The organism is Trichocoleus sp. ST-U2, from assembly GCF_039961875.1.
GTDB lineage: Bacteria > Cyanobacteriota > Cyanobacteriia > Cyanobacteriales > FACHB-T130 > FACHB-T130.
Genome location: NZ_JAMPJY010000008.1, coordinates 110,856 through 131,034, shown reverse-complemented (window position 1 = coordinate 131,034; position 20,179 = coordinate 110,856). Strand labels below are relative to the sequence as shown.

Here is a 20,179-nt window from a genome sequence, read left to right as displayed (position 1 = left end):
TACAGCATAACGCGATGACCAGCGAGTTATTAGAATCTTTTCGGGAAGCTTATAGGAACTTAGACTTATTGCCGCTAATAGACGAAAATGAACTCAAGAAATTTCGCGTTGATTATGGTAGCGAAATCATTGAGGAATTAGAGCAATTAGTAGAGGATAGTCCTGCTGCTGATGGCAAGATTATTTTTACGGGACATCGCGGTTGTGGCAAGTCTACATTGTTAGCTGAGTTCGGTCGGCGGTGTAGAGATCGCTATTTTGTCGTGTTCTTTTCTATCTCGGACACGATCGAGATGTCGGATGTAAATCATATCAATATTTTGTTTGCGATCGCAGTTAATTTAATGGTAGAGGCGGAAAAAAGCCAAGTACAAATTCCTCCTAAAATTAAAGAAGCTTTGCATAAGTGGTTTGCGACTAAAACTAAAATTGAGGAAGAGAAGTTAAGTGCAGAAACTTCTGCTGGGTTTGATTTATTTAAAATTATCGGCGGTAAGCTGAAAGCAGATGCCGCGATTCGTCATGAAATCAAACAGGAGTTTGAAAGAAAAATTTCTGAACTGGTAGCGCGAATCAATGAAATTGCTGCTGTAATTCAGGGAGCAACCAATAAAGATATTTTAGTTATTATAGACGATTTAGATAAAATCGACTTAGCACGAGTTAACGATATTTATCGCGATAATATTAAAGCACTTTGCTTGCCTCATTTTCGCGTTATTTACACGATTCCTATTGCTGTATTACGCGATAAGGTTCTCAGACCTTTAATTGAGACAGAGACCAACGATCAAGTTGTGGTCATGCCTGTTATTAAATTGTTTGATAAAGCAGCCATCCGCCATCCAAATCGGATTCCTCGTGACAAGGCAATGCATATCTTATGCGAGGTAATTAGTAAGCGTATTTCTAATACTTTACTAGAAAGACAGACAGCAGAAAAAATTGTCATTGCTAGTGGCGGAGTGTTACGCGAACTAATTCGGATTGCTAATGAATGTTGTCGAATTTGCTTGCGTTTAGTGCGACGGCATCCACAGCAGCAATTAACTATTAACGATACAATATTAGATGAAGCAGTTAACAATATCCGCAATGACTTTGCCGTACCTTTGGGTAAAGCAGATTATGAAGTATTGCAAATAACTTACCAGAATTTTGAACCTGACGATCCCAAAAGTCCAGAATTTTTAGATTTACTGCACGGACTCTACGTACTAGAGTATCGTAATCGTCAAAATTGGTACGACGTTCACCCCATAGTTATCGATTTGTTGAGAGATAGGGGGTTGATTTAATGATTCGAGATCGCAATCTAGATTTGGAAGACAAAAATGAAATAGCTTATGAAGATTTGCTAGCAGCAATTGAAGCTAGCGAAGGCATCTTAAGTATATTAATTGCAGTTTGCGATGACAGCAGTTTTCGCGAACAAATAATTGCTCGTTATGAAGCTGAACTAGCTCCGCAGACTCGTTCCTATCGAGTAAAATTAGCGCGAGGCGAACCAAGTATTAGAGCGGCGATCGCAGAATTAGTACAAAAAGATGAGTATTTACAAAATCAAGGTAAAGCAGTTTTAACTATCACTGGTGCAGAGCAACTTTATTTCTTAAAGCTAGGTGCAGAACGTTCGGAACAAGAGGTTTTTTTCGGTTATTTACAGTGGACGCGGGAAGGATTGCGAGAATTTCCTTATCCAACTGTCCTCTGGATAAATAATCAAATTCTCAGCAATTTAAGTAAAAAAGCTCCTGATTTTTGGAGTTGGCGCAAAGGTGTTTTTCGCTTTGAGTCTAAAAAAACCACTTTAATCCCCATCAAAGATATAGCGCCATTTCGGGCATTTATAGATGACAGCGACTTAGCAAATAAAGATGATGAAGATCCTTATTTTCTGCCAATAGAAGACTTGCAACAATTAATTCAACAGATCGAACAGCAACGAGGGACTAAAGATCCTAACTTGGCTGTCTTATATTCCAGAATTGGAAATATTTATAAAAGAAGAGTGGAGCGGGGAGAGTCTCAAGATTATCAGAAAGAACAAGAACTGGCAATAGAATATTTTAGCAGGACTATTGCTTTAGAAAAAGAGTTAGGATTATTAACAGAATTAGCAACTGACCTCAACAACTTAGCCGGACTCTACTATTCTCAGGGACGGTACAGCGAAGCGGAACCTTTGTATCTGCAAGCCATTGAAATCGATAAAAAAAGTCTCCCCCCCGACCATCCAGAAATCGCCACCTCTCTCAACAACTTAGCCGAACTTTACAGAAGTCAAGGACGTTACAGCGAAGCGGAACGATTGTTTCTGCAAGCCATTGAAATCGATAAAAAAAGTCTTCCCCCCGACTATCCAGGAATCGCCACCCACCTCAACAACTTAGCTGAACTTTACAAAAGTCAAGGACGGTACAGCGAAGCGGAACCATTGTATTTGCAAGCAATTGAAATCGATAAAAAAAGTCTTCCCCCCGACCATCCAGAAATCGCCATTGACCTTAACAACTTAGCCGGACTCTACGAATCTCAAGGACGGTACAACGAGGCGGAACCATTGTATCTGCAAGCAATTGAAATCGATAAAAAAAGTCTCCCCCCCGACCATCCAGGAATCGCCATTGACCTTAACAACTTAGCCCTTCTCTACAAAAGTCAAGGACGCTACAGCGAAGCGGAACCATTGTATCTGCAAGCAATGGACATCAATAAAAAAAGTCTCCCTCCCGACCATCCAGGAATCGCCACCTCTCTCAACAACTTAGCCGGACTCTACGAATCTCAAGGACGGTACAACGAGGCGGAACCATTGTATCTGCAAGCGATTGACATCGATAAAAAAAGTCTCCCCGCCGACCATCCACGAATTGCCACCCACCTCAACAACTTAGCTAATCTCTACGAAAGTCAAGGACGCTACAGCGAAGCGGAACCATTGTATCTGCAAGCGATTGACATCCTTCAAAAAAGTCTCCCCGCCGACCATCCACAAATTGCCATCCACCTCAACAACTTAGCCCTTCTCTACAAAAGTCAAGGACGCTACAGCGAAGCGGAACCTTTGTATCTGCGAGCATTAGAAATTAGCGATCGCGCATTAGGAGCAAATCATCCTCAACCTGTTACTATTCGGGAAAACCTGGAGAGGATGCGTGCTGAGATAGCATCTAGCAACTCGCATTCAGCTAATTCTTCGTAACTAGCTTTGGCAAGGTAAAGCTGCCAAACTGTGCAACGCCTCTCCCCGAAATCCCAGACTGCTAATTTTCCATAAGTCTTCCAAGTCGCGGATTTTGCTGGTGCTGTGGGCAGTTGCAGCTTGTTTCAGGTCTACCAAATCCATACCGCAGCCATTGTCTGCGACTCGCACCCGCCACTGTTCCGGCGATAGGGAGATGCTGATGCGGGTTGCACCGGCGTCAAGGGCGTTTTCCGCTAATTCCCGCACCACAGCCGCCAAAGAGTCAATAACCTCTCCAGCTGCGATTAAATTTACTACCTCTGCCGGTAGAGTTTGAATACTAGACACCATGAGATCCAGTTTAGTTTAGGCGAGAGTTGCTGTTTATTTGCCGCAATTTTGCCGAAAATATTTGTCAATTGGGATAGGAATTCTAACACTTTACTCTGCCTAAAGAAGGATTATTTAAATGTTCTTTCTCCAGAAAGAGAAGTTAAATATCAAATTTTGATTAAATTTCCATTGAAGAGATCAATTACTTAGAGTTTTTTTATGAGTGACATTCAAAACAACATTGAAGGCGCTAAAGACAAAGCCGTAAGTGGCGTTGAAAGCGCTAGTGCCAAGGTTCAAGACACCATTTCTAAGGCAAAAGAAGCCCTTCCAGATATTACTCCCACCCCACCGGGAATGAAAACGCAGTCCAGCGTGAATGACCTGAAATCCCGTCTGGAATGGGGCGAGCCAGCTTTAACAATTCTCGATGTGCGCGAGCGCGGTGCCTTCAACGAAGGCCACATCATGGGAGCCATGTCCATGCCGATGGATGAATTAGTAGAGCGTGCGAAAACTAGCCTTCGTCCCGCCCGCGATATCTACGTCTATGGCGACAGCGACACCGAAACCTCTCGCGCAGCTTCCGAACTTCGCTCGGCTGGATTCCAGTCCGTGGCTGAACTCAAAGGCGGTTTTCCTGCATGGAAAGCGATCGCGGGTCCTACAGAAGGGGCTGCTGAATCCCAAAATCCTCCAGGAGCACCGGGATACAATCCTGTCTCTGCAACCAAGAGTCAGGTACAAAAGTAGATTTAGCGATTTGTCAGTCGTCAGTTCTCAGTAGTGGGTTGCAATCAACCATGACGATTGACGCTTATCCAATAGTGAGCCGCGTCCCACGGGTTAAACCTCACTAGCTCGATATCACCCAAATTTATCGGCTGTTGTGGCATGGGTGGTCTGATCCCTAAGGCAGCAATAACTTGATACCCGACGGCTCTTGCCAGTTTTGGCGGCACGGCGTTTCCAATTTGTCGAAACCCGTGCCATTTTGTTGTGTGGAAGCGGAACCAGTCCGGAAAAGAGTGCAGTCGCGCCGCCTCGCGGACTGAAATCACTCTGGGATAAGTTGGATGAATCGGACGGGGAGAGGTGTAGCGACCGCCTCCAGAACCCGTACCGGCGCGTAAGGTATGGGACAGCGTATCCCAATTCAACCGTCGAAAGCGACTCACCGATTCTAGTTGTCCGGGCACTGTTTTCTCGAATCGTTCAATCGAAGCTGCCGTGTGTTGGGTTCGCAGAGAGCTAGTCAACAGATGAGGATTGACTAGCCGGGGATAGGCGAAATTATTCGGTTCGGGTACGACCCCCATTAAGTGCTGTGCATAGATGCTGGCTAATGTCTCCATCTGCTCTAGTTGTCGCTGCTGTAGCAAGACTTCATCAGTTGTCAGGAGTTCGGGAAAATCATCTAGGTTGGGGAGATCGGCGATCGCATCCTTCACGGTCACTCGAAAGGATAAAGAGTGCAGGCTCAAAGGATTCTTCTTTTTGCCTCTTTTCTTTGGCAAGGAAGTCTTTGGCAAGGAAATATCGGGGAATAAAGTATCGGGGAATAAAGTATCCGGGAATGAAGTATCGGGGAAGGTTGTCTTAACGCCTTTACCTGCGACAAAACCTGCGACAACAGGATAAGACAAAGGCACCTCCCCGGCACGAGTTCCTAATAAAAATAGCCTTTTCCGATTCTGCGGCACCCCAAAATCCGCCGCATTTAATACCTGCACGGGTTCGGTGATGTGGTACTCAACGGATTTAAACGCGCTCTTGAGCTGTTCCAGATAAATCGCGTGTTCTTTCTGAGCAATGCCGGGTACGTTCTCCATGAGAAAGTAACGGGGTTGCAGTTCAATGACTAATCGACAGAAATGCAATACCAAATCGTTGCGCTCATCGTCGAGACGCCGCTTGCCCATTAAAGAGAACCCTTGGCAAGGGGGTCCCCCAATTGCTAAATCGATTTCACCATTCCAAGCGGGTGCGGGTGGGGAAACCCCGCTGCTACCCTTGTGCAATGCCCATCTCTGTAACGCTTTTCTAATCGCTTCAGCGGATAGCGTCCTCGCATCGGCACACAAAACCTCGGTATGGGGAAAGTTAAAGGCGTGAACGGCTGCGTGAACGGGGTCAACTTCAACTGCCACCGCTACATCAAACCCAGCCTGCTCAATCCCTAAAGAAAATCCACCCGCACCCGCAAATAAATCGACCGCAACCGGACGGCGATAGAAATGAACCATCCCCATACAGGTGTTCTGACTTGGTAGAGAATTTGTATTCTATCGTCAGTCTCTAAAGCGCAAAAATTTTTTTCCAGTCTCTTGACGGTCTTGTATTACTTTTGTAGCATATAGAAGTATCTGATTTTGAAGCCATCTGCCAGTAGCCGTGGAAGCGAAACCGACGCTTTTAGGCGACGTGACTTTATCTCCAAGAGCAGACGGCACTTATATTTTTCTGCTCCGCGCCCAGATGAGTGAAGCATACACACCTAGGGTTCTGGTTGTCGTGGGTTCAAATCCCATTCTCTCCAATTGGAGATGTAGCTCAGTGGTAGAGCACCAGAAAAAGTGAAACGGCTTTGCCGACTTGCGCGGAGCTTATAATTTCCAATTCTTCAAGCGTTCGCCCCGTATCCAAACCGAGAAAGCTTACATACTTATTTCCAAAGTAACCAAGAGCTTTCTCAACTTGTACGGGGTGACTTATATCGAGGTGATTCCTGTGCAAACAGCCGAGCGCGACTTGCGTTTAGATATGTTAAATAGTCTGCTAACCACGCCTCACCGGGAGCTAGAGAAGGTGAGTGAAGTTCACAGGACGATGGTGGAAAGCGACCCCATCTTCTACGGACATTTAGCAGTCTGGTATCAGCGCAATGGGGATGTCCGCGACCACAAAGAGGTATTTGTGGGGAGTTTGCTGAGCAGTAGCTTAGGGGAACACCGCGACGCTGGTTATGTGCTTTTGCAAGAGTTTCCGCCTTATCAAGTTGCGCGGATTGTAGACTTCTTGAAGCAACACCGGGGTAAGTTGCCGCGTTCTACTCGAACTGCGGTGCGGCGCTATCTGAAGGAACGGGAGAAAAATCCTGTATTCTTCGATCGGGCAGCGCTACGGGCACGGAGTGCGATGAAGCACCTGTATGCTAGTTTGCATATTAAACCGAGCGATCGCGCGGATGCAGTGTTATTCAAGGACAACCCGCCAGAAGATAGTTTAGCCTTTGCGCTAAAGCTGATGGCGATCGCATCTTCACCCTTAGAGCAAGCGCAACTGATTGTAGAACACAAAATTCCCTACACAGTTGCCGTGGGAGCCATCAAACAAATGACCCCCACCGTGCTAGTCGCGCTAATTAACTCCATGACACCCCAAGAGGTGATTAATAAACTCAAGTCACTCCAAACTCGCGGTGCGATGGAAAACCCCCAGGTAAAAGCACTCATCGACGAGAAATTGGAGAAAGCGCAAGGAGATGTCCGAGTAGCAGCTTTAAAAGCGCGTGTAGCAGCAGATGCGGCAGAATTAGACGCCGATACCGCTGCACGGTTAGAGCGGGTCATGGACGAACAGGTAAAAAAGCGTGGCAAAATTGCTAAACCGACTGCCTTATTAGTCGATAAATCTAGCTCGATGGAAAGCGCCATCGAAGTCGGAAAGCGCATCGCTGCCCTCATTTCCGGGATGGCGGTGGCAGATTTATTTGTCTACGCTTTCGACACCATGCCTTACCCCGTCAAAGCGACTGGGAACCAGTTGAGTGACTGGGAACGGGCATTCCAGCACATCAAGGCAAACGGTGCCACCAGCATCGGTTGCGGGTTGGAAGCGATGCGCCTGAGAAAGCAACTGGTTGAGCAAATCATCCTAGTGACGGACGGAGGAGAAAATAAAGCTCCCTACTTTGTGGAAACTTTCGACGCCTACAAGCGCGATCTCAAAGTAGAGCCAAGCGTCCTCATCGTCAAAGTAGGTTATTCCTACGATTGGTTAGAGCGCAAGTTACAGGAAAAACAGGCGCAGATAGATACTTTCACCTTTGCGGGTGATTACTACTCGTTGCCGAACTTGATGCCACTTTTATCTCGTCCTTCGCGTCTAGAGTTGCTGATGGAAATTCTGGAGACACCTTTGCCAGTCCGGGATGACAAGTAGGGGTACGTTTTAAAAAACTTACCCTGACAAAAAAAGTAGGGTGGGCAGTGCCCACCCTACGCTGGACTGCATAGGTTTCGCTATCGGTGAAATATATCAACGATAAATGTAGATTTGCCGCTAGTGGCAAATCCTTGCCAAAAATATATTCATCCCAAAAAGATGCCATGAGCGAAATACAGACAGCGTACAAAGTGGTAGCCCTTGCCGTATGGCAAATTGCTGGCGAAGAGCATCCCGATGATTTAGCAATATTAAAACGAATTTTTCGCGTTAAAGCAAAGGGAAAAAGAATTCAGACTTATTTCAAATTTTAATAAATTTGTCATGAGCATTTTTAAAGTAGAAATAGTCAAAATTAATAGCGCCAATCCTCACCCAAATGCAGACAGATTAGACATTTGCACGTTTGAAGGGATGGCGTATCAGGTTATTACCGCCAAGGGTAATTTCAAATCTGGGGATTTGGCGTTCTACTTTCCGATTGATAGTATTATTTCCGAAAAGTTTTTAGATGAATTGAGGATTCGTCCTTATTACTCTAAAAAACTACGGGCAGTTACGGCTATACCAAGCAAACCCTACAACTCAGGTTAGCAAGGGTTGAGCTTGAATTGGGCGGAACCCTTCTTCCCAAGGCCAGCGGTATTCTTTGTCTTGCCAAATCATCTGGATAACAGGATAGTGGAGACCTCCGTTAAACCAAGAAGCCCAGCAGGTGTATTCTGTTTTTGCCTTGTTACTACAAAGTTTAAATTGGAGCTGATAACCGTCGGCAAGTACGCCATCCAAAGGAGTATCCAGAGGTGGGGCATTCCCCTCGGCAATTTCCTGAGCGTATTCGTTAATCAGTCCCCCTGAAACGCGATTAGGAAGCCCCAGACATAAGATTTCTGGGTGTTGAAAGTTATACCAAAGTCCAATTGAGTATGTGAACTCTGGTTCGTCATCTTCTTCATTTGGATAAACGCCCATCAAGTGGCAATTATGTGGACTGTACAAAACATTATCGATTACAGATCCTTCGGGGGTATTTTCAATTGTTGTTATTGCTGACATCCAAACATCAGGGGCAATTTCTTTCCCTTGAGCATCGTTAAACAAGGCAGCAGCTTGAACAAATCCGTTATTAATCAAGGCATCCGCCAGGAATGATGTGGCTTTGAGCCGTTCTCCAGCGACCAGATATGTTTGTAGGGTTTCTAGCGCTTGCTCTCTACTGAGTGTCATAGTGTCTATTTTTGAAATGGAGTCACGCTGACTTGGGATGGAGGATTGCAGATTGCAGAAGTCTCAGCTCAAGTATAAGTTTAGCCGCCTTGTTTTTAGCTATTTCATCGCGGATGACAAATCTATCTTCTACGAGCAGATGCAGCTATCTTACAGAGAAATTGCTTGGTGGATAAGCCTTTGCGCGATCGCTAGAGCCAAAATTGGTACAGAAGAGCGATCGCGTCTTGTCTCTGTTCAAAACTGCGATCGCTACCTCCTCCGCAAAGACGGTACTGAGTTGCATTAGTCAATATCAAATTTATGGCACGGTATATAGGTGTAGGGGCACACGAGTGTGCGCTCTTATGATTAGAAAAATAGAAACCTACGATTGGCTGGAGCGTCGGTTACAGGAAAAACAGGTGCAAGTAGATACTTTCAGCTTTGCGGGTGACTACTACTCGCTGCCGAATCTTATCCTGCTTTTGTCTCGTCCTTCGCGTCTAGAGTTGCTAATGGAAATTCTGGAGACACCGCTACCAGTACGGGATGATAAGTAACTGCTCAAAGAATGTAGTTGGGTTGAGCTTACGCTCAACCCAACTATAGAAGGGGTATTAGATTTCGTTACCTTAATCCAACCTACTAATTAAATTTAAAGTGGGACTTGGCTTGTCGTTATGGTAAAAATTATGGTCTATTGATGTAGGCGATCGCTTCTGTGACTTGCTGGGAAATCAGTTGTTGGAGTTCGTCTCTGGCACGTTGTTGCTGATACTCGGCACCTTCTTTTGTGGTGGCATAGAGAGGGGGCACTCTATTCAAGACATAGGCAACAATATCTCTCAGCTTCTGGATGCAATCGCTTGTGGCTTCAATTTCCGCCAACTGTGCGAGCGCCTCTTTTTGCACCAACTCTTCCATCACGTTGACGATCCTTTTACCCAGATAGGTTGGCTCAAACTCTGCTCCAGTAGGAGGTCTGCGTCGCGGAGGTTTTGGAGGCTCGCCTGAATCAAATTCAGTCAAGGGTGTTGCATCATCAACAAATGATTCAGACAGATAATTTAGCGTAGCTAAAGGATGATTTGATGGTCGGGAATTTGGATTTGTCATATAGCTCATCAGTACCAATGCTTCATTTTTAGCGCGATCTCTTGTAGGGTGGGCATTGCCCGCGAAAATCCCGACATCCCTACACAGAGTAGAATGGCATTGCCCACCAACCCAAGCTTTTATATTAACTTCACTTGACTTAGATCGATGCTTCCAGTTTGAGCCAAAAATTACCTGGCAAGCAATGCCCGCCATTCAGTTCAATCAAAGGTAAATTTATTTTTTACTCAAGATTTTCCAGATGAGATTTAGAAAATCTAATTAAAAGTCATAGTGCCTTATTCACTGCTTCATCACTTGGAAAAGCCTTAGCAACATTGGGTGCTAGCAATACTAAGTTAGTGCTTTGTTTGTAACGTTCAACATACTTCCCCTTGACATACCCATGCATTTGAGCGCTGTCGTATTCAGCACAAAGTTCATCATCAAACTCGGTGTTAATTTCCTTCTTTATTAAACCTTTGTTCTCTGCGCGTTGCTTCTTTTGCAGCGATCGCTACCTCCTCGGCAAAGACGGTACTGAGTTGCATTAGCCAAATATCAAACTCATTGCACGGTAATGCAGTAGGGGCACACGCCTGTGCGCCCCTATGATTGGGAAAATAGAAACGATCGGGAATCTGCCACAACCATCCTGTAGTACCTTATAATACAAATATTCAATTTCCCTTTCTTCTTTCCCACTCAGGACTCAAGAGGCGATTCATCGCGTCTCTACACATTTAGCCCTCAATGCCGCTTTTTGTAAAAAGTCGCCGCACATCCCTAGATACTTTGCGTAAACGCTATGATGCAGCAACGATTCTCGACGTAACTTCTCGCAGTACCGAACCTTGGGTTCGCTTTAGCCCTTTTTATCCGCATGGTGGAATTCCCGTTCCTTTTTCCCCAGGACACTTCAGCTATACCGTTGAAGGAATTTGGCAAGGATTAAAAGTTTTTGAGTCTGCGGATGTAGATCCGGGCAAACTAGCGATCGCTAATATGAAAGGGATCAAGCGCACGACACAAACTTTCGGCAAGGTTCTAGGGCATCGTGCAGGCTTAACCGGAGACAAATTATTGTCCTATGTAGAAGCGCGTCGTGCCATCTACCTACCATCGTATAAATGGGTACTAGAGAACCGCCTTCAGAACCTACTTGCGGAACTCAAACAGCTAAGTGCAGACCAAACAGTATTGTTATTAGATTATGAAACAAACTGCGATTTAGACGATTTATCGAGTCCTTTATCCCACGCAGGATTGGTCAAGCGATATTTAGAAGATGACTGGTATTGTTAAGCTAAAAAGAGCGACTTAATGAATAATTCTCGCTTAGTTAAAATTAGCAAATATCTCAGCAAGCATCTTCGGCATACTCCTGAAGCCATTGGTCTTGAACTTGCACCTGGTGGCTGGGTTGCTGTCGATGAACTTCTAAAAGCGTGTGCAGATCGTTATTTTATGCTTACTCGTGCTGAGCTTGATGAAGTTGTTGCTAAAAATGACAAAAAACGCTTTTCTTTTGACTCAACAGGTACCTTAATTCGGGCGAATCAAGGACATAGTACAGAAGTTGATTTGCAGCTAGAAGCCGTTGTTCCTCCAGATGTGTTATACCACGGTACAGGACAGGGTACAGTCGAATCAATTTTGAGTACAGGACTGTGTAAAATGTCGCGGCACCACGTTCATCTATCGAAGGATATTTCCACCGCAAAAACTGTCGGCGCACGACATGGTCGTCCAGTAGTTTTTGCTGTAGATGCGGCGGCGATGCACAAAGCAGGATATGAATTTTACTGTTCTGAAAATGGGGTTTGGTTGGTGGATTGCGTTCCAGCCGAATACTTGCAAAAAATTTAATGGCAGCTTGGGGAAATAACTGAGCGCATTACTTTCTCATCATTCCATCACAAAGCAAGAAGAACTGAAACTATGGGATCGGGATATTTCGGAAACGACGAAAGCAATCCAGGCAACAAAAACCCGCAAGCTAAAGGCTTATTAGGTGCAGGTTGGCGACCCTTAACTCGGCAGATAGACTGGGGATTTCTTTGGCATTTAGTATTTAACGATTCCAAAGAGCTAAGCCAGAAAACTATGGGTTTAGCAAGCGACATTGCTGATGCAATGGGTCGCAACGAATATACTTGGTGGGCAAATATTTTAAATGTATTTTCTGAAAGTACGCGATATGAAGTTGATGAATTCTGGAATTACATCACCCCAGATCCTCCAACTCCAGATTATCGCTTCCAAGACGTTTTAAGTGTTGATTCGCCGGTGATTCAATTTGTCAGTCGTAACAGCATTCCTATTGAACACGTCCTCAACCGGCTACAGGAAATAACGATTTTCAAAATTCTGGAATTATTGGGTCGTCCAGATATGATTACCCAGTATTATCTAGATCGATATTTTTATTTTCCGGTAGATCGATTTGTTAACTGGGAACGTCTGGATATCATTAACACAGTTTATGCCTATTGGCCTCAACAGCAAGCTTGGTTAGAAATTGAAAATTTAGATCGGGGACGGCGACGCTATACCCTAATGGCAAAGGAACTAGCGCCACTGATTAATAAAGCAACTTTTAATCTTGCAGTGATGCTGAGTGGCTACCAAAGTCGTGTAGGAAAAATTCACGGCGAATTTCCAATTCGGTCGTTTCCCGCTGACATTCAAAGTTTTACCGATACGGTACAGCAGGCAATTCTCGACCAAAGCCAGTTGGCGGTTCTCGTCCACGGAGATCCGGGTACGGGGAAAACTGCTTGGACGCAAGCTGTAGCACAAGAAATTCTCGCGCCTCTCGGATATGTGATTTTTATTCTGGATCACGATGCGGTTGAGAATTTTGTGCCGCCAAGTTACTTAGAGCGAATTTGTCTAATTATCAACGAAGCGGATAATTTAGCCAAAAATCGCGCTTCTGAAGCTGCTCAAAATAATAATAAGACGGAGCATATTTTGAGCTTACTGGATGGAACATTGTATCAAAGCGTAATTGATGATTCGGGAATTCATACGAAGCAAAAGTTAGTGGTTTTGATGACTTGCAATACAACTGAAAGATTAGATCCAGCCGTTTTACGCAAGGGAAGAGTTGATTTTACCTATGAATTCGCTCATCGGTTTGTGTAAATCCATAAAAAATCAAATCAATAGAGCAAAGGGTTTTGTATGAAAAATCCCGTTTTGTCTACTACACCGGAAATAAAGCAAGCGTCAAAATTTTTAGAAGAACTTGTCAGCAAATTAACAAACGTAGCGTCTGACTTTATAAAATTTCAGCCACCAGAGAAATGTAGAGCAGATGTAGAAGCGGCTTATTTATTAAAGCTCACTATCTGTCATGTAGAAAGTGTGGTGTCTTTAGCTCAACAAGATCTTTACCTTCTGCCTTCAGCGGTGGTTATTTCGCGCTCAGCTTTTGAAACTGCTATGAATGCACTTTGGATGCTAGAGCCGGAAGATCCATTTGAAAGAGAGGTTCGTTTAGTTGCCTTCATGCAAAAAGAAGAAACTGAATTCTCCGATCGCTATATAAATAGCTTGAATGCACTTGGCGCTGATACCTTAGAGAGTGAGCAGGTCAGGGACAACATCAAGCTTTTTCGCGAGGCAACCATTAGTGATTTACCACCAGAGTATAAATCATTCCCGAAAATACCCGACATTCGTACTATGTTGCGTTCGATGAATCGGGAACGCACTTACCCTTTATACCGCATACTTTGCCAATACGTACATGGAACACACGCCGTTACTTGGCGATACAAAACTGTTCTAGATAACCCAAATGAAATAGGGGAGTTTCTATCGCCAAAAGAATGGCATTCACTCTTATATATCTGCGGGTACAGTCTTGAGCAATTAGGCTGCAAATTTTTAATCAGGCTCGGACACGATCCTGAATTGGTTTTATCAGAGTCTTTTAGGCATGAATTTTGGCAAGCCATTAATAGTATTGCAACCTCATAGCTATAAAAATATAGTCCTAAAGAAATGGCAGATATTCGCAACCTCCTTAACCAAATTGCTGCACAGGAAGTGCAATTACGCGATACTCAGTTTCTCGCACCATGCGTAGGTGGGGGGAAAGTACGCGCTTCTGTAGCGGGGATGGTTTATACCTTTAAACCGCAGCCACAAAACTTTGAAGGATGGGGCATTTTTCAGCCAATGAACGAAAAAAAGGCTGAAATGGTGGAGGAAGCAAACTTGCCGCAGGTGGCGGAATATCTGCGACTGTTGAAGCCGTTGCGCCTGCGTTTGGCTTATGTGTTGGAAGGACAAACTTGGCTTGCGTACCCTGTTAACGAATCTGATATGCAGCAGCGCTTGGGTGCCGCTAAGCCAGTGCCGGTATATTTAGTTACTGAGGGTGCAGCATTTGAGCCAATAATTGCGCGTTGGGATGGCAGCGCTTGGTGGTTTGATGAACTGGATCGACGTGCCGATCCTCTGGTGGCGGAACAACTCAGAGAACAATTGAGGAATGGGACGGAAACGGAAAATCTTCGCTTTGCGGGGATGACGCCAGAGATGCGTACCGTCTATGACTTGGCGTTACAGCAGACAGAAGAATATCAACGCCGAAGGCAGCAACAACTTGAAGAAGAACGCTTGCGCCAGCAGCGACGGGATACAAGACGCCAGCAGCAAGCACAACGCCCATACAGACACTACCAAGAGGTACGGCAAGATCCGTATCGGCGGGCGATGTCAGGTGATGAAAGCCGCGTGCGCGATGCCTTGGGGATGGGTGGTGGCGAACTCGAAGATGTGCGCGATCGCGGTGACTTTTGGCAAGTCGAGTGGACAACCCGCAACGGTGAACGTCACATCTCTGCAATCGACAAGGGCGATTTGACAGTGATTAGTTCTGGGATTTGCCTAAGCGGACGCGATCGCGATTTTGACTTGCAATCTCTCGTTGGCGTTATCGAAGCGCGAGATAACTGGGACTTTTGAATTAGTTATTAGCCATTAGCAAAAATGTCTATCTTCTTTCACGAACAACTCCACCGAACATCCGCACTGATGGCGAAGCTGAAAGACTTCCCAGTGACGGTGTGCGGTGCGGGGGCGCTGGGGGCAAATATTACCGAAAATCTGGCACGTTCTGGCTTCGGTAAGCTGGTGGTTATCGATCGCGATCGCATTGAGGAACGCAACCTCTCCACTCAGCCTTACTACCGTTCAGATGTTGGCGCTTACAAAGCTAAAATTCTCACCAATACCCTCTATCGTGCCTTGGGTGTTGCCGTTGATGGGCGTCCGAAAGAATTAACATCAGCAAACGCTGCCCAATTGCTCAGCGGTAGTACGCTTGTTATTGATACTTTTGATAACAGCACCAGCCGTCAAATTGTCAAAGATTATTGCATCAATGCAAATATTCCTTGCCTGCACGTTGGCTTAGCTTCCGATTATGCAGAGATTATCTGGAATGAAATTTACCGCGTTCCTTCACCAGTAAACGATGACGTTTGCGACTACCCGTTAGCGCGAAATTTAGTAATGTTGGCTGTTGCCGTAGCGAGTGAAGTAATTATTAATTTTGTCGCCACTGGTAATCGGGAAAGTTTCACGGTGACACTGGGAGATTTTGCCGTCAAACCATTTGATAAGTTTTGAATTTTGAATTTTACAGTGCAGATATTTTACCGATGGTTGAGAAGTGAGAGGATAAGCTTGAAAAATAGCGTTAGTTAACCTCTATTAACCAGAGAAAGCGCAGCCTTTCTGATTCGGTGCGTTACTAATTTTTCAGCTCCCAGAGCAATCAGGAAACCCCCTCCAAGACAAGCAGCTTTTGAGAGATTTCCGCTCTCAAGAACGAATCCAGAAATTGCTGCCACTACTCCTAGAACTACATATAACTGGAGCAGCCAAAGGGGTTGAAGCTTAAGATCCTTCAGTAACAACTCATCATGCTTGTTGAGCATAGGACATAGAAATCTCTGAAGTTAGGAACATACCTAACTATCTATTCAACCACCGTAAAGCCTTTCTTTGCTATGACCTCTGCATTGAAAATTGACTACCTGGTAGCAAAATGGCGGTATCGAGCTTCTACGAAGTTATAAATCCCATAAGCGATTAAACCAAGCGCCACAATTCCTAACAACCAAGGGCCAAAAGGTTGTTGTGCCAGTGTTGCTAGCGCCCCACCTAGTCCCTGAACTTGGTTAGCGTCAGACAGACGCCCCGCTTGAAGCAGAAATAAGCCAGTAATGGAAAAGACAACACCACGGGCAGCAATCCCAAATCTGCCCGCAAAGGTCGCCCATTTCTCCTCTTTTTCGCTCATCTGGTTGACTTTCCACTTTTTGCGGAATTTCGCTTTATAGGCTCTGTAAAATTGATAGAAGCCCATGCCGATGACAGCGGCTCCCACAATTCCAACTAGAAATTGACCGAAGGGCTGCGCTAACAAGCGTGCTGTCCAGTCTTGGGAGGAATTACTATTACCGCTGCCTCCCGAACCCATGATCAGCTTAATCGCACTCCAGGCTAAACCAGCATAGATTAAGCCGCTGCCAACCGCTCCCAGGCGCGATGCAAGACCTTTGGCATCGGTGCCTTTGTTTTCCGGATCGGCGATCGCTTCCACGAAACGCCACAACACGTAACCAAGCAAACCCAAAGCAACGATTGCCAGCAAGAATTTTCCAAAAGGCTGTGTCACAATCGTCACCAGCGCACCCTCTGTATCGGTGGTTCTGCCGCCTGCACCAAACGCTGCCTGCGCCGCCAGCACTCCCACCGTCGCGTAAACTACCCCTCTCGCCCCAAAGCCCAAACGTGCCAGTCTTTCCACCCATGTAGATGCATTATCTGGTGTCATCGGTTGGTTTGGTCTAGTCTGCATTTTTTTTTCTGCGTGGGAGCAGGGAAATTGTGGTTTGCTACCAATTTTGTAGCAATATTTACTCTTATCTACATCTACCAAAGTGCTTAAAATACTGCTGTAGAGGCGCAATTTCTTTGCCCCTACAGAGTGCTACCTTGCTGATGTGTAGCAAATCGAAGAAAAAAGGGGATTATGCGGGTTCTCCTAGTTGAAGATGAGCCAGATTTAGGGGCGGCAATTAAGCGAACTCTCAGTCAAGAAGCGTATGTGGTTGACTGGGTTCTGGATGGCACGCAGGCATGGGAGTTTTTAGAAACCCAGTGGACGCAATATACGCTGGCTATTTTTGACTGGTTACTGCCAGGATTATCAGGAATTGAGTTATGTCAGCGACTACGGGGAAAAAATAATCCTCTGCCAGTATTGATGTTAACTGCTAAAGATCGGATGGAAGATAAGGTGGCTGGATTGGATGCTGGTGCAGATGACTATTTGGTGAAACCGTTTGGGATGGCGGAACTATTGGCACGATTGCGAGCATTACAAAGGCGATCGCCTCAGCTTCACCCCCAACAACTACAAGTGGGAAACCTGACTTTAGATTACGGCACTCATACAGTTTGCTATCACAATCCATCGGATGACAAACAAATCATTCCTCTGACTAGCAAGGAATTTCAGTTGCTGGAATATTTGATGAAGCATCCCAATCAAATTATTACCCGCGATCAGTTATTAACTCAGCTTTGGGAATTTAGTGCAGAACCGATGAGTAATGTAGTAGCCGCGCAGATGCGATTGTTGCGGCGTAAATTAGCGGTTTTTGGATGCGATCGCTTTATCGAAACGGTCTACGGGATAGGCTATCGTCTGAATAGTTATTAGTCATTAGTTGTTGGCAAATAAATAATTGCTAATAAAATTTCCTAATTACCAATTACCCACTACCAATTAACGTGAATGAAAATAAACTTTTTCAGCTAACTCGTTGGCGGCTGGCAGGTTGGTATGCAGGCGTCATGGGAGTGATATTAAGCTTGTGTGGAGTTGCGGTTTATGAAGCGATCGCTCGTGCGAATTGGGTTGCCCTCGACCGAGAATTAGAATCAGTTGCCGGTACGCTGCACGACAGTATTGAGCCAATTTTGCAGCAACCGGGACGCCTGGAACCCGATGTCCAACAACTTTTGCCGGATATTTGTGTGGTTGGGGAAAAATGCGTTAGCCAGATAGAAAATCCCACTCGCCACACTTTGGGGGCAATTCACCAAGGCGACTACTACGTGCGGCTGCTAGATAGTTCGGGACGCCCAGTTGCCTTGGCAGGACTTCAGCCAGTGGGATTGGCAGCAACAGATAAAAGCGATCGCGTTTCTACACCCCAATTGTGGCAAATCCTCCAGAATCGCCAAGGCACCCGCTTTCATCAAATTTCTCTATCGCTGCATACCGAAGACAATCGCCCTTGGGGATACCTTCAGGTGGGGCGAAGTCTCAAAGAACTGGACGATCATCTGACTGCCCTAAAATTTATTCTCTTACTGGGGTTGCCGATGGCAATGATTGTCGTTGCCGGTTCCAGTTGGTGGTTGGCTGGGCTAGCGATGCAACCGATTTATCAATCCTATGGGCAAATTCAACAATTCACAGCCGATGCCGCCCATGAGTTGCGGACGCCCTTAGCGGCAATCCAAGCAACCGTTGAATCGACGTTGAGAATGAATCAACTCAGCGAACTAGAGGCGCGGGATACTCTAAAAACCATTGAACGGCAAAATTATCGCCTATCTGAATTGGTTCGGGATTTATTGCTACTCTCCCGTATGGATCGGCAAGCTTTGTCAATTAAATATCGTCCCGCCTGTCTCAACGATCTTGTCAGCGACGTTGCAGAAGAATTGTCAGCACTAGCGATCGCTGCCGATTTGACGCTTTCTATAGATATTCGCACGCCAGAACCTTTGCACGTCAACGGCGACGAAGAACAGCTGTATCGCCTGATTTTTAACTTAGTGGTGAATGCTATCCAATACACGCCCGCTGGGGGTCAGGTGGCGGTGATTTTAGAGAGCAGCACCCAAGCACTAATTTTTATAAAAGATACTGGCGTTGGCATTGCACTCCCAGAGCAGACGCGGATTTTTGACCGCTTTTATCGGATAAATAGCGATCGCGCTCGACACACTGGCGGTTCTGGATTGGGGTTATCAATCGCCAAAGCGATCGCTACTGCCCACAACGGCAGCATCGACGTTCATAGCGAACTGGGCAAAGGCAGCACGTTTACAATCAGACTGCCCTTGCATCATTAAATACACTGCTGCATTTTTTGGCTAATTCGATTTTGGTTTAAGTTAACCGTCATTAAAGGTACTTTTGTTGGCGTTAACCTTAAGAATGAGGAAGGCGTGATCGCGTCTATCTAATTAAATGCTTTAAATTTCTTCCGAATGACCTATCAGGATTTCATCCTAATTTCATTTTTTTGTAAAACACTGAGAAATACCTACTGCTTTCTTGAACTAACTTACAGATCAGGAGCGAGGATAGTTAAATAAATTGATGCCCCTATCTATGCAAATTAATTCTTTTAAAAATGGTTTTTTGGCTGTCACCCTGGTAGCGATCGCCTCCATGACTGGCGGATTTCTGACAGCTTGTTCTAGTGGCTCTCAAAACCAAGCCCAAGCCCCAACCGCCTCCCCATCAGATGCTGGCGGCATGGAACACATGGAACACAGGGGACACGGAAGCGGCATGAATCATAGCATGGCAATGGATTTAGGGCCAGCCGATGGTAATTACGAGCTGCGGTTTATTGACGCGATGAGTGTGCATCATCAAGGTGCGGTGATGATGGCAAAAGAAGCCCAACAAAAATCTAAACGCCCTGAAATCAAGCAGTTGGCTGACAATATTATCCAAGATCAAAACAAAGAAATTAATCAGATGACACAGTGGCGACAGGCATGGTATCCCCAAGCCAGCAATCAGCCGGTTGCTTACGGAGGTGCAGACAAATCCGTCGTCCCCATGTCAGAACAACAACGCCAAAGCATGATGATGTCTGGAGATATGGGCGCTGCTGATGCTGAGTTCGATCTGCGCTTTATTAATGGGATGATTGCTCACCATGAAGGCGCTTTAACAATGGCTGAAGATGCACTGAATAAGTCGAAGCGACCCGAAATTAAACAATTGTCCCAACAAATTATCACTTCACAAAAAGCAGAAATTGAGAAAATGCAGCAGTGGCAACAAGCTTGGTACAAAAAGTAATTCAGATTAATTGAAAGCAGGAAGGGGTGACAAAACAGCAC

21 protein-coding genes and 1 pseudogene are annotated in these 20,179 nt (G+C 45.4%); 17 read left to right on the top strand and 5 right to left on the bottom strand.

All coding sequences use genetic code 11. The features are described from left to right. Positions 1-14 precede the first annotated feature (14 nt). Together NC996_RS07795 and NC996_RS07790 are read left to right on the top strand one after the other, a co-directional pair. Positions 15-1,298, top strand: a complete 1,284-nt coding sequence (locus NC996_RS07795; protein ID WP_190690098.1) for a P-loop NTPase fold protein — start codon at positions 15-17, stop codon at positions 1,296-1,298. Further along, on the top strand, positions 1,298-3,205 hold the full coding sequence (locus tag NC996_RS07790) for a tetratricopeptide repeat protein (RefSeq protein WP_190690095.1): 1,908 nt from the start codon (positions 1,298-1,300) through the stop codon (positions 3,203-3,205). The genes NC996_RS07795 and NC996_RS07790 overlap by 1 nt, the downstream gene beginning before the upstream one ends. 21 nt (positions 3,206-3,226) lie before the next feature. Here the strand turns inward: NC996_RS07790 and NC996_RS07785 are convergent. Then, positions 3,227-3,538, bottom strand: a pseudogene (locus tag NC996_RS07785) (ATP-binding protein); the annotation flags it as partial. Positions 3,539-3,739: 201 nt separating this feature from the next. On the opposite strand from NC996_RS07785, the gene NC996_RS07780 reads away from it, so the two are divergent. Next, positions 3,740-4,273, top strand: a complete 534-nt coding sequence (locus NC996_RS07780) for a rhodanese-like domain-containing protein (RefSeq protein WP_190411620.1) — start codon at positions 3,740-3,742, stop codon at positions 4,271-4,273. 44 nt (positions 4,274-4,317) lie between these two features. Here the strand turns inward: NC996_RS07780 and NC996_RS07775 are convergent, their stop codons facing one another. Continuing rightward, entirely contained in the window at positions 4,318-5,766 is a 1,449-nt protein-coding gene (locus NC996_RS07775) for a DNA cytosine methyltransferase (protein WP_190690092.1), read from the bottom strand. A 484-nt stretch (positions 5,767-6,250) separates the two neighbouring features. On the opposite strand from NC996_RS07775, the gene NC996_RS07770 reads away from it, so the two are divergent. The 3 genes from NC996_RS07770 to NC996_RS07760 all read left to right on the top strand — a co-directional run bounded on the left by NC996_RS07770 (position 6,251) and on the right by NC996_RS07760 (position 8,281). Next, positions 6,251-7,684 (top strand): hypothetical protein, encoded by a 1,434-nt coding sequence (locus NC996_RS07770; RefSeq protein WP_190690220.1) that lies wholly within the window; start codon positions 6,251-6,253, stop codon positions 7,682-7,684. Positions 7,685-7,770: 86 nt separating this feature from the next. Next, positions 7,771-8,001 carry a hypothetical protein gene (locus NC996_RS07765; RefSeq protein ID WP_190429772.1) on the top strand — a complete coding sequence of 77 codons (231 nt, stop codon included), beginning with the start codon at positions 7,771-7,773 and terminating at the stop codon, positions 7,999-8,001. A 10-nt stretch (positions 8,002-8,011) separates the two neighbouring features. Further along, positions 8,012-8,281, top strand: coding sequence for a hypothetical protein (locus tag NC996_RS07760; RefSeq protein WP_199300373.1), 270 nt, complete (start codon positions 8,012-8,014; stop codon positions 8,279-8,281). Here the strand turns inward: NC996_RS07760 and NC996_RS07755 are convergent. Next, positions 8,273-8,914: a DUF4262 domain-containing protein gene (locus NC996_RS07755; RefSeq protein WP_190429773.1), complete on the bottom strand. Its 642-nt coding sequence runs from the start codon at positions 8,912-8,914 to the stop codon at positions 8,273-8,275. The genes NC996_RS07760 and NC996_RS07755 overlap by 9 nt on opposite strands. A gap of 52 nt (positions 8,915-8,966) precedes the next feature. On the opposite strand from NC996_RS07755, the gene NC996_RS07750 reads away from it, so the two are divergent. Together NC996_RS07750 and NC996_RS07745 are read left to right on the top strand one after the other, a co-directional pair. Continuing rightward, the gene (locus NC996_RS07750; RefSeq protein WP_190690089.1) at positions 8,967-9,203 is read left to right on the top strand and encodes a hypothetical protein; all 237 of its coding nucleotides are present in this window, start codon (positions 8,967-8,969) and stop codon (positions 9,201-9,203) included. Between the two features lie 58 nt (positions 9,204-9,261). Next, positions 9,262-9,456, top strand: coding sequence for a hypothetical protein (locus NC996_RS07745; RefSeq protein ID WP_190429779.1), 195 nt, complete (start codon positions 9,262-9,264; stop codon positions 9,454-9,456). A gap of 130 nt (positions 9,457-9,586) precedes the next feature. Here the strand turns inward: NC996_RS07745 and NC996_RS07740 are convergent, their stop codons facing one another. Continuing rightward, positions 9,587-10,012: a late competence development ComFB family protein gene (locus tag NC996_RS07740; RefSeq protein ID WP_190429778.1), complete on the bottom strand. Its 426-nt coding sequence runs from the start codon at positions 10,010-10,012 to the stop codon at positions 9,587-9,589. 732 nt (positions 10,013-10,744) lie between these two features. Here NC996_RS07740 and NC996_RS07735 point away from each other — a divergent pair. The 6 genes from NC996_RS07735 (at position 10,745) to NC996_RS07710 (ending at position 15,640) form a co-directional block, all read left to right on the top strand. Continuing rightward, on the top strand, positions 10,745-11,296 hold the full coding sequence (locus NC996_RS07735) for a hypothetical protein (protein ID WP_190411623.1): 552 nt from the start codon (positions 10,745-10,747) through the stop codon (positions 11,294-11,296). Positions 11,297-11,314: 18 nt separating this feature from the next. Then, the gene (locus NC996_RS07730) at positions 11,315-11,860 is read left to right on the top strand and encodes an RNA 2'-phosphotransferase (protein ID WP_190690086.1); all 546 of its coding nucleotides are present in this window, start codon (positions 11,315-11,317) and stop codon (positions 11,858-11,860) included. 72 nt (positions 11,861-11,932) lie between these two features. Further along, complete coding sequence (locus NC996_RS07725; protein ID WP_190690083.1) at positions 11,933-13,141, top strand: AAA family ATPase; 1,209 nt, start codon at positions 11,933-11,935, stop codon at positions 13,139-13,141. Between the two features lie 39 nt (positions 13,142-13,180). Further along, a complete protein-coding gene (locus tag NC996_RS07720; RefSeq protein WP_190690080.1) occupies positions 13,181-13,981 on the top strand; it encodes a DUF5677 domain-containing protein in 801 nt (266 codons plus the stop codon). A gap of 24 nt (positions 13,982-14,005) precedes the next feature. Continuing rightward, complete coding sequence (locus tag NC996_RS07715; protein ID WP_190674828.1) at positions 14,006-14,974, top strand: hypothetical protein; 969 nt, start codon at positions 14,006-14,008, stop codon at positions 14,972-14,974. Positions 14,975-14,998: 24 nt separating this feature from the next. Further along, positions 14,999-15,640, top strand: coding sequence for a ThiF family adenylyltransferase (locus NC996_RS07710; protein ID WP_190690078.1), 642 nt, complete (start codon positions 14,999-15,001; stop codon positions 15,638-15,640). A gap of 406 nt (positions 15,641-16,046) precedes the next feature. Here the strand turns inward: NC996_RS07710 and NC996_RS07705 are convergent, their stop codons facing one another. Then, positions 16,047-16,877 (bottom strand): DUF1206 domain-containing protein, encoded by an 831-nt coding sequence (locus tag NC996_RS07705; RefSeq protein ID WP_242037718.1) that lies wholly within the window; start codon positions 16,875-16,877, stop codon positions 16,047-16,049. Between the two features lie 174 nt (positions 16,878-17,051). On the opposite strand from NC996_RS07705, the gene rppA reads away from it, so the two are divergent. From rppA to NC996_RS07690, 3 genes are all read left to right on the top strand, one after another. After that, entirely contained in the window at positions 17,052-17,744 is a 693-nt protein-coding gene (gene rppA / locus NC996_RS07700; protein WP_190411629.1) for a two-component system response regulator RppA, read from the top strand. 71 nt (positions 17,745-17,815) lie between these two features. Next, the gene (rppB, locus tag NC996_RS07695) at positions 17,816-19,171 is read left to right on the top strand and encodes a two-component system sensor histidine kinase RppB (protein WP_190690075.1); all 1,356 of its coding nucleotides are present in this window, start codon (positions 17,816-17,818) and stop codon (positions 19,169-19,171) included. 262 nt (positions 19,172-19,433) lie between these two features. After that, positions 19,434-20,138, top strand: a complete 705-nt coding sequence (locus NC996_RS07690) for a DUF305 domain-containing protein (RefSeq protein ID WP_190690214.1) — start codon at positions 19,434-19,436, stop codon at positions 20,136-20,138. Positions 20,139-20,179: the final 41 nt, after the last annotated feature.

Excerpts from the sequence above, each read along its gene's own strand:
- NC996_RS07795 (WP_190690098.1), top strand. The coding sequence starts at position 15 with ATGACCAGCGAGTTATTAGAATCTTTTCGGGAAGCTTATAGGAACTTA.
- NC996_RS07790 (WP_190690095.1), top strand. The coding sequence starts at position 1,298 with ATGATTCGAGATCGCAATCTAGATTTGGAAGACAAAAATGAAATAGCT.
- NC996_RS07780 (WP_190411620.1), top strand. The coding sequence starts at position 3,740 with ATGAGTGACATTCAAAACAACATTGAAGGCGCTAAAGACAAAGCCGTA.
- NC996_RS07775 (WP_190690092.1), bottom strand. The coding sequence starts at position 5,766 with ATGGTTCATTTCTATCGCCGTCCGGTTGCGGTCGATTTATTTGCGGGT.
- NC996_RS07760 (WP_199300373.1), top strand. The coding sequence starts at position 8,012 with ATGAGCATTTTTAAAGTAGAAATAGTCAAAATTAATAGCGCCAATCCT.
- NC996_RS07755 (WP_190429773.1), bottom strand. The coding sequence starts at position 8,914 with ATGACACTCAGTAGAGAGCAAGCGCTAGAAACCCTACAAACATATCTG.
- NC996_RS07745 (WP_190429779.1), top strand. The coding sequence starts at position 9,262 with ATGATTAGAAAAATAGAAACCTACGATTGGCTGGAGCGTCGGTTACAG.
- NC996_RS07740 (WP_190429778.1), bottom strand. The coding sequence starts at position 10,012 with ATGACAAATCCAAATTCCCGACCATCAAATCATCCTTTAGCTACGCTA.
- NC996_RS07735 (WP_190411623.1), top strand. The coding sequence starts at position 10,745 with ATGCCGCTTTTTGTAAAAAGTCGCCGCACATCCCTAGATACTTTGCGT.
- NC996_RS07730 (WP_190690086.1), top strand. The coding sequence starts at position 11,315 with ATGAATAATTCTCGCTTAGTTAAAATTAGCAAATATCTCAGCAAGCAT.
- NC996_RS07725 (WP_190690083.1), top strand. The coding sequence starts at position 11,933 with ATGGGATCGGGATATTTCGGAAACGACGAAAGCAATCCAGGCAACAAA.
- NC996_RS07720 (WP_190690080.1), top strand. The coding sequence starts at position 13,181 with ATGAAAAATCCCGTTTTGTCTACTACACCGGAAATAAAGCAAGCGTCA.
- NC996_RS07715 (WP_190674828.1), top strand. The coding sequence starts at position 14,006 with ATGGCAGATATTCGCAACCTCCTTAACCAAATTGCTGCACAGGAAGTG.
- NC996_RS07710 (WP_190690078.1), top strand. The coding sequence starts at position 14,999 with ATGTCTATCTTCTTTCACGAACAACTCCACCGAACATCCGCACTGATG.
- NC996_RS07705 (WP_242037718.1), bottom strand. The coding sequence starts at position 16,877 with ATGCAGACTAGACCAAACCAACCGATGACACCAGATAATGCATCTACA.
- rppA (WP_190411629.1), top strand. The coding sequence starts at position 17,052 with ATGCGGGTTCTCCTAGTTGAAGATGAGCCAGATTTAGGGGCGGCAATT.
- NC996_RS07690 (WP_190690214.1), top strand. The coding sequence starts at position 19,434 with ATGCAAATTAATTCTTTTAAAAATGGTTTTTTGGCTGTCACCCTGGTA.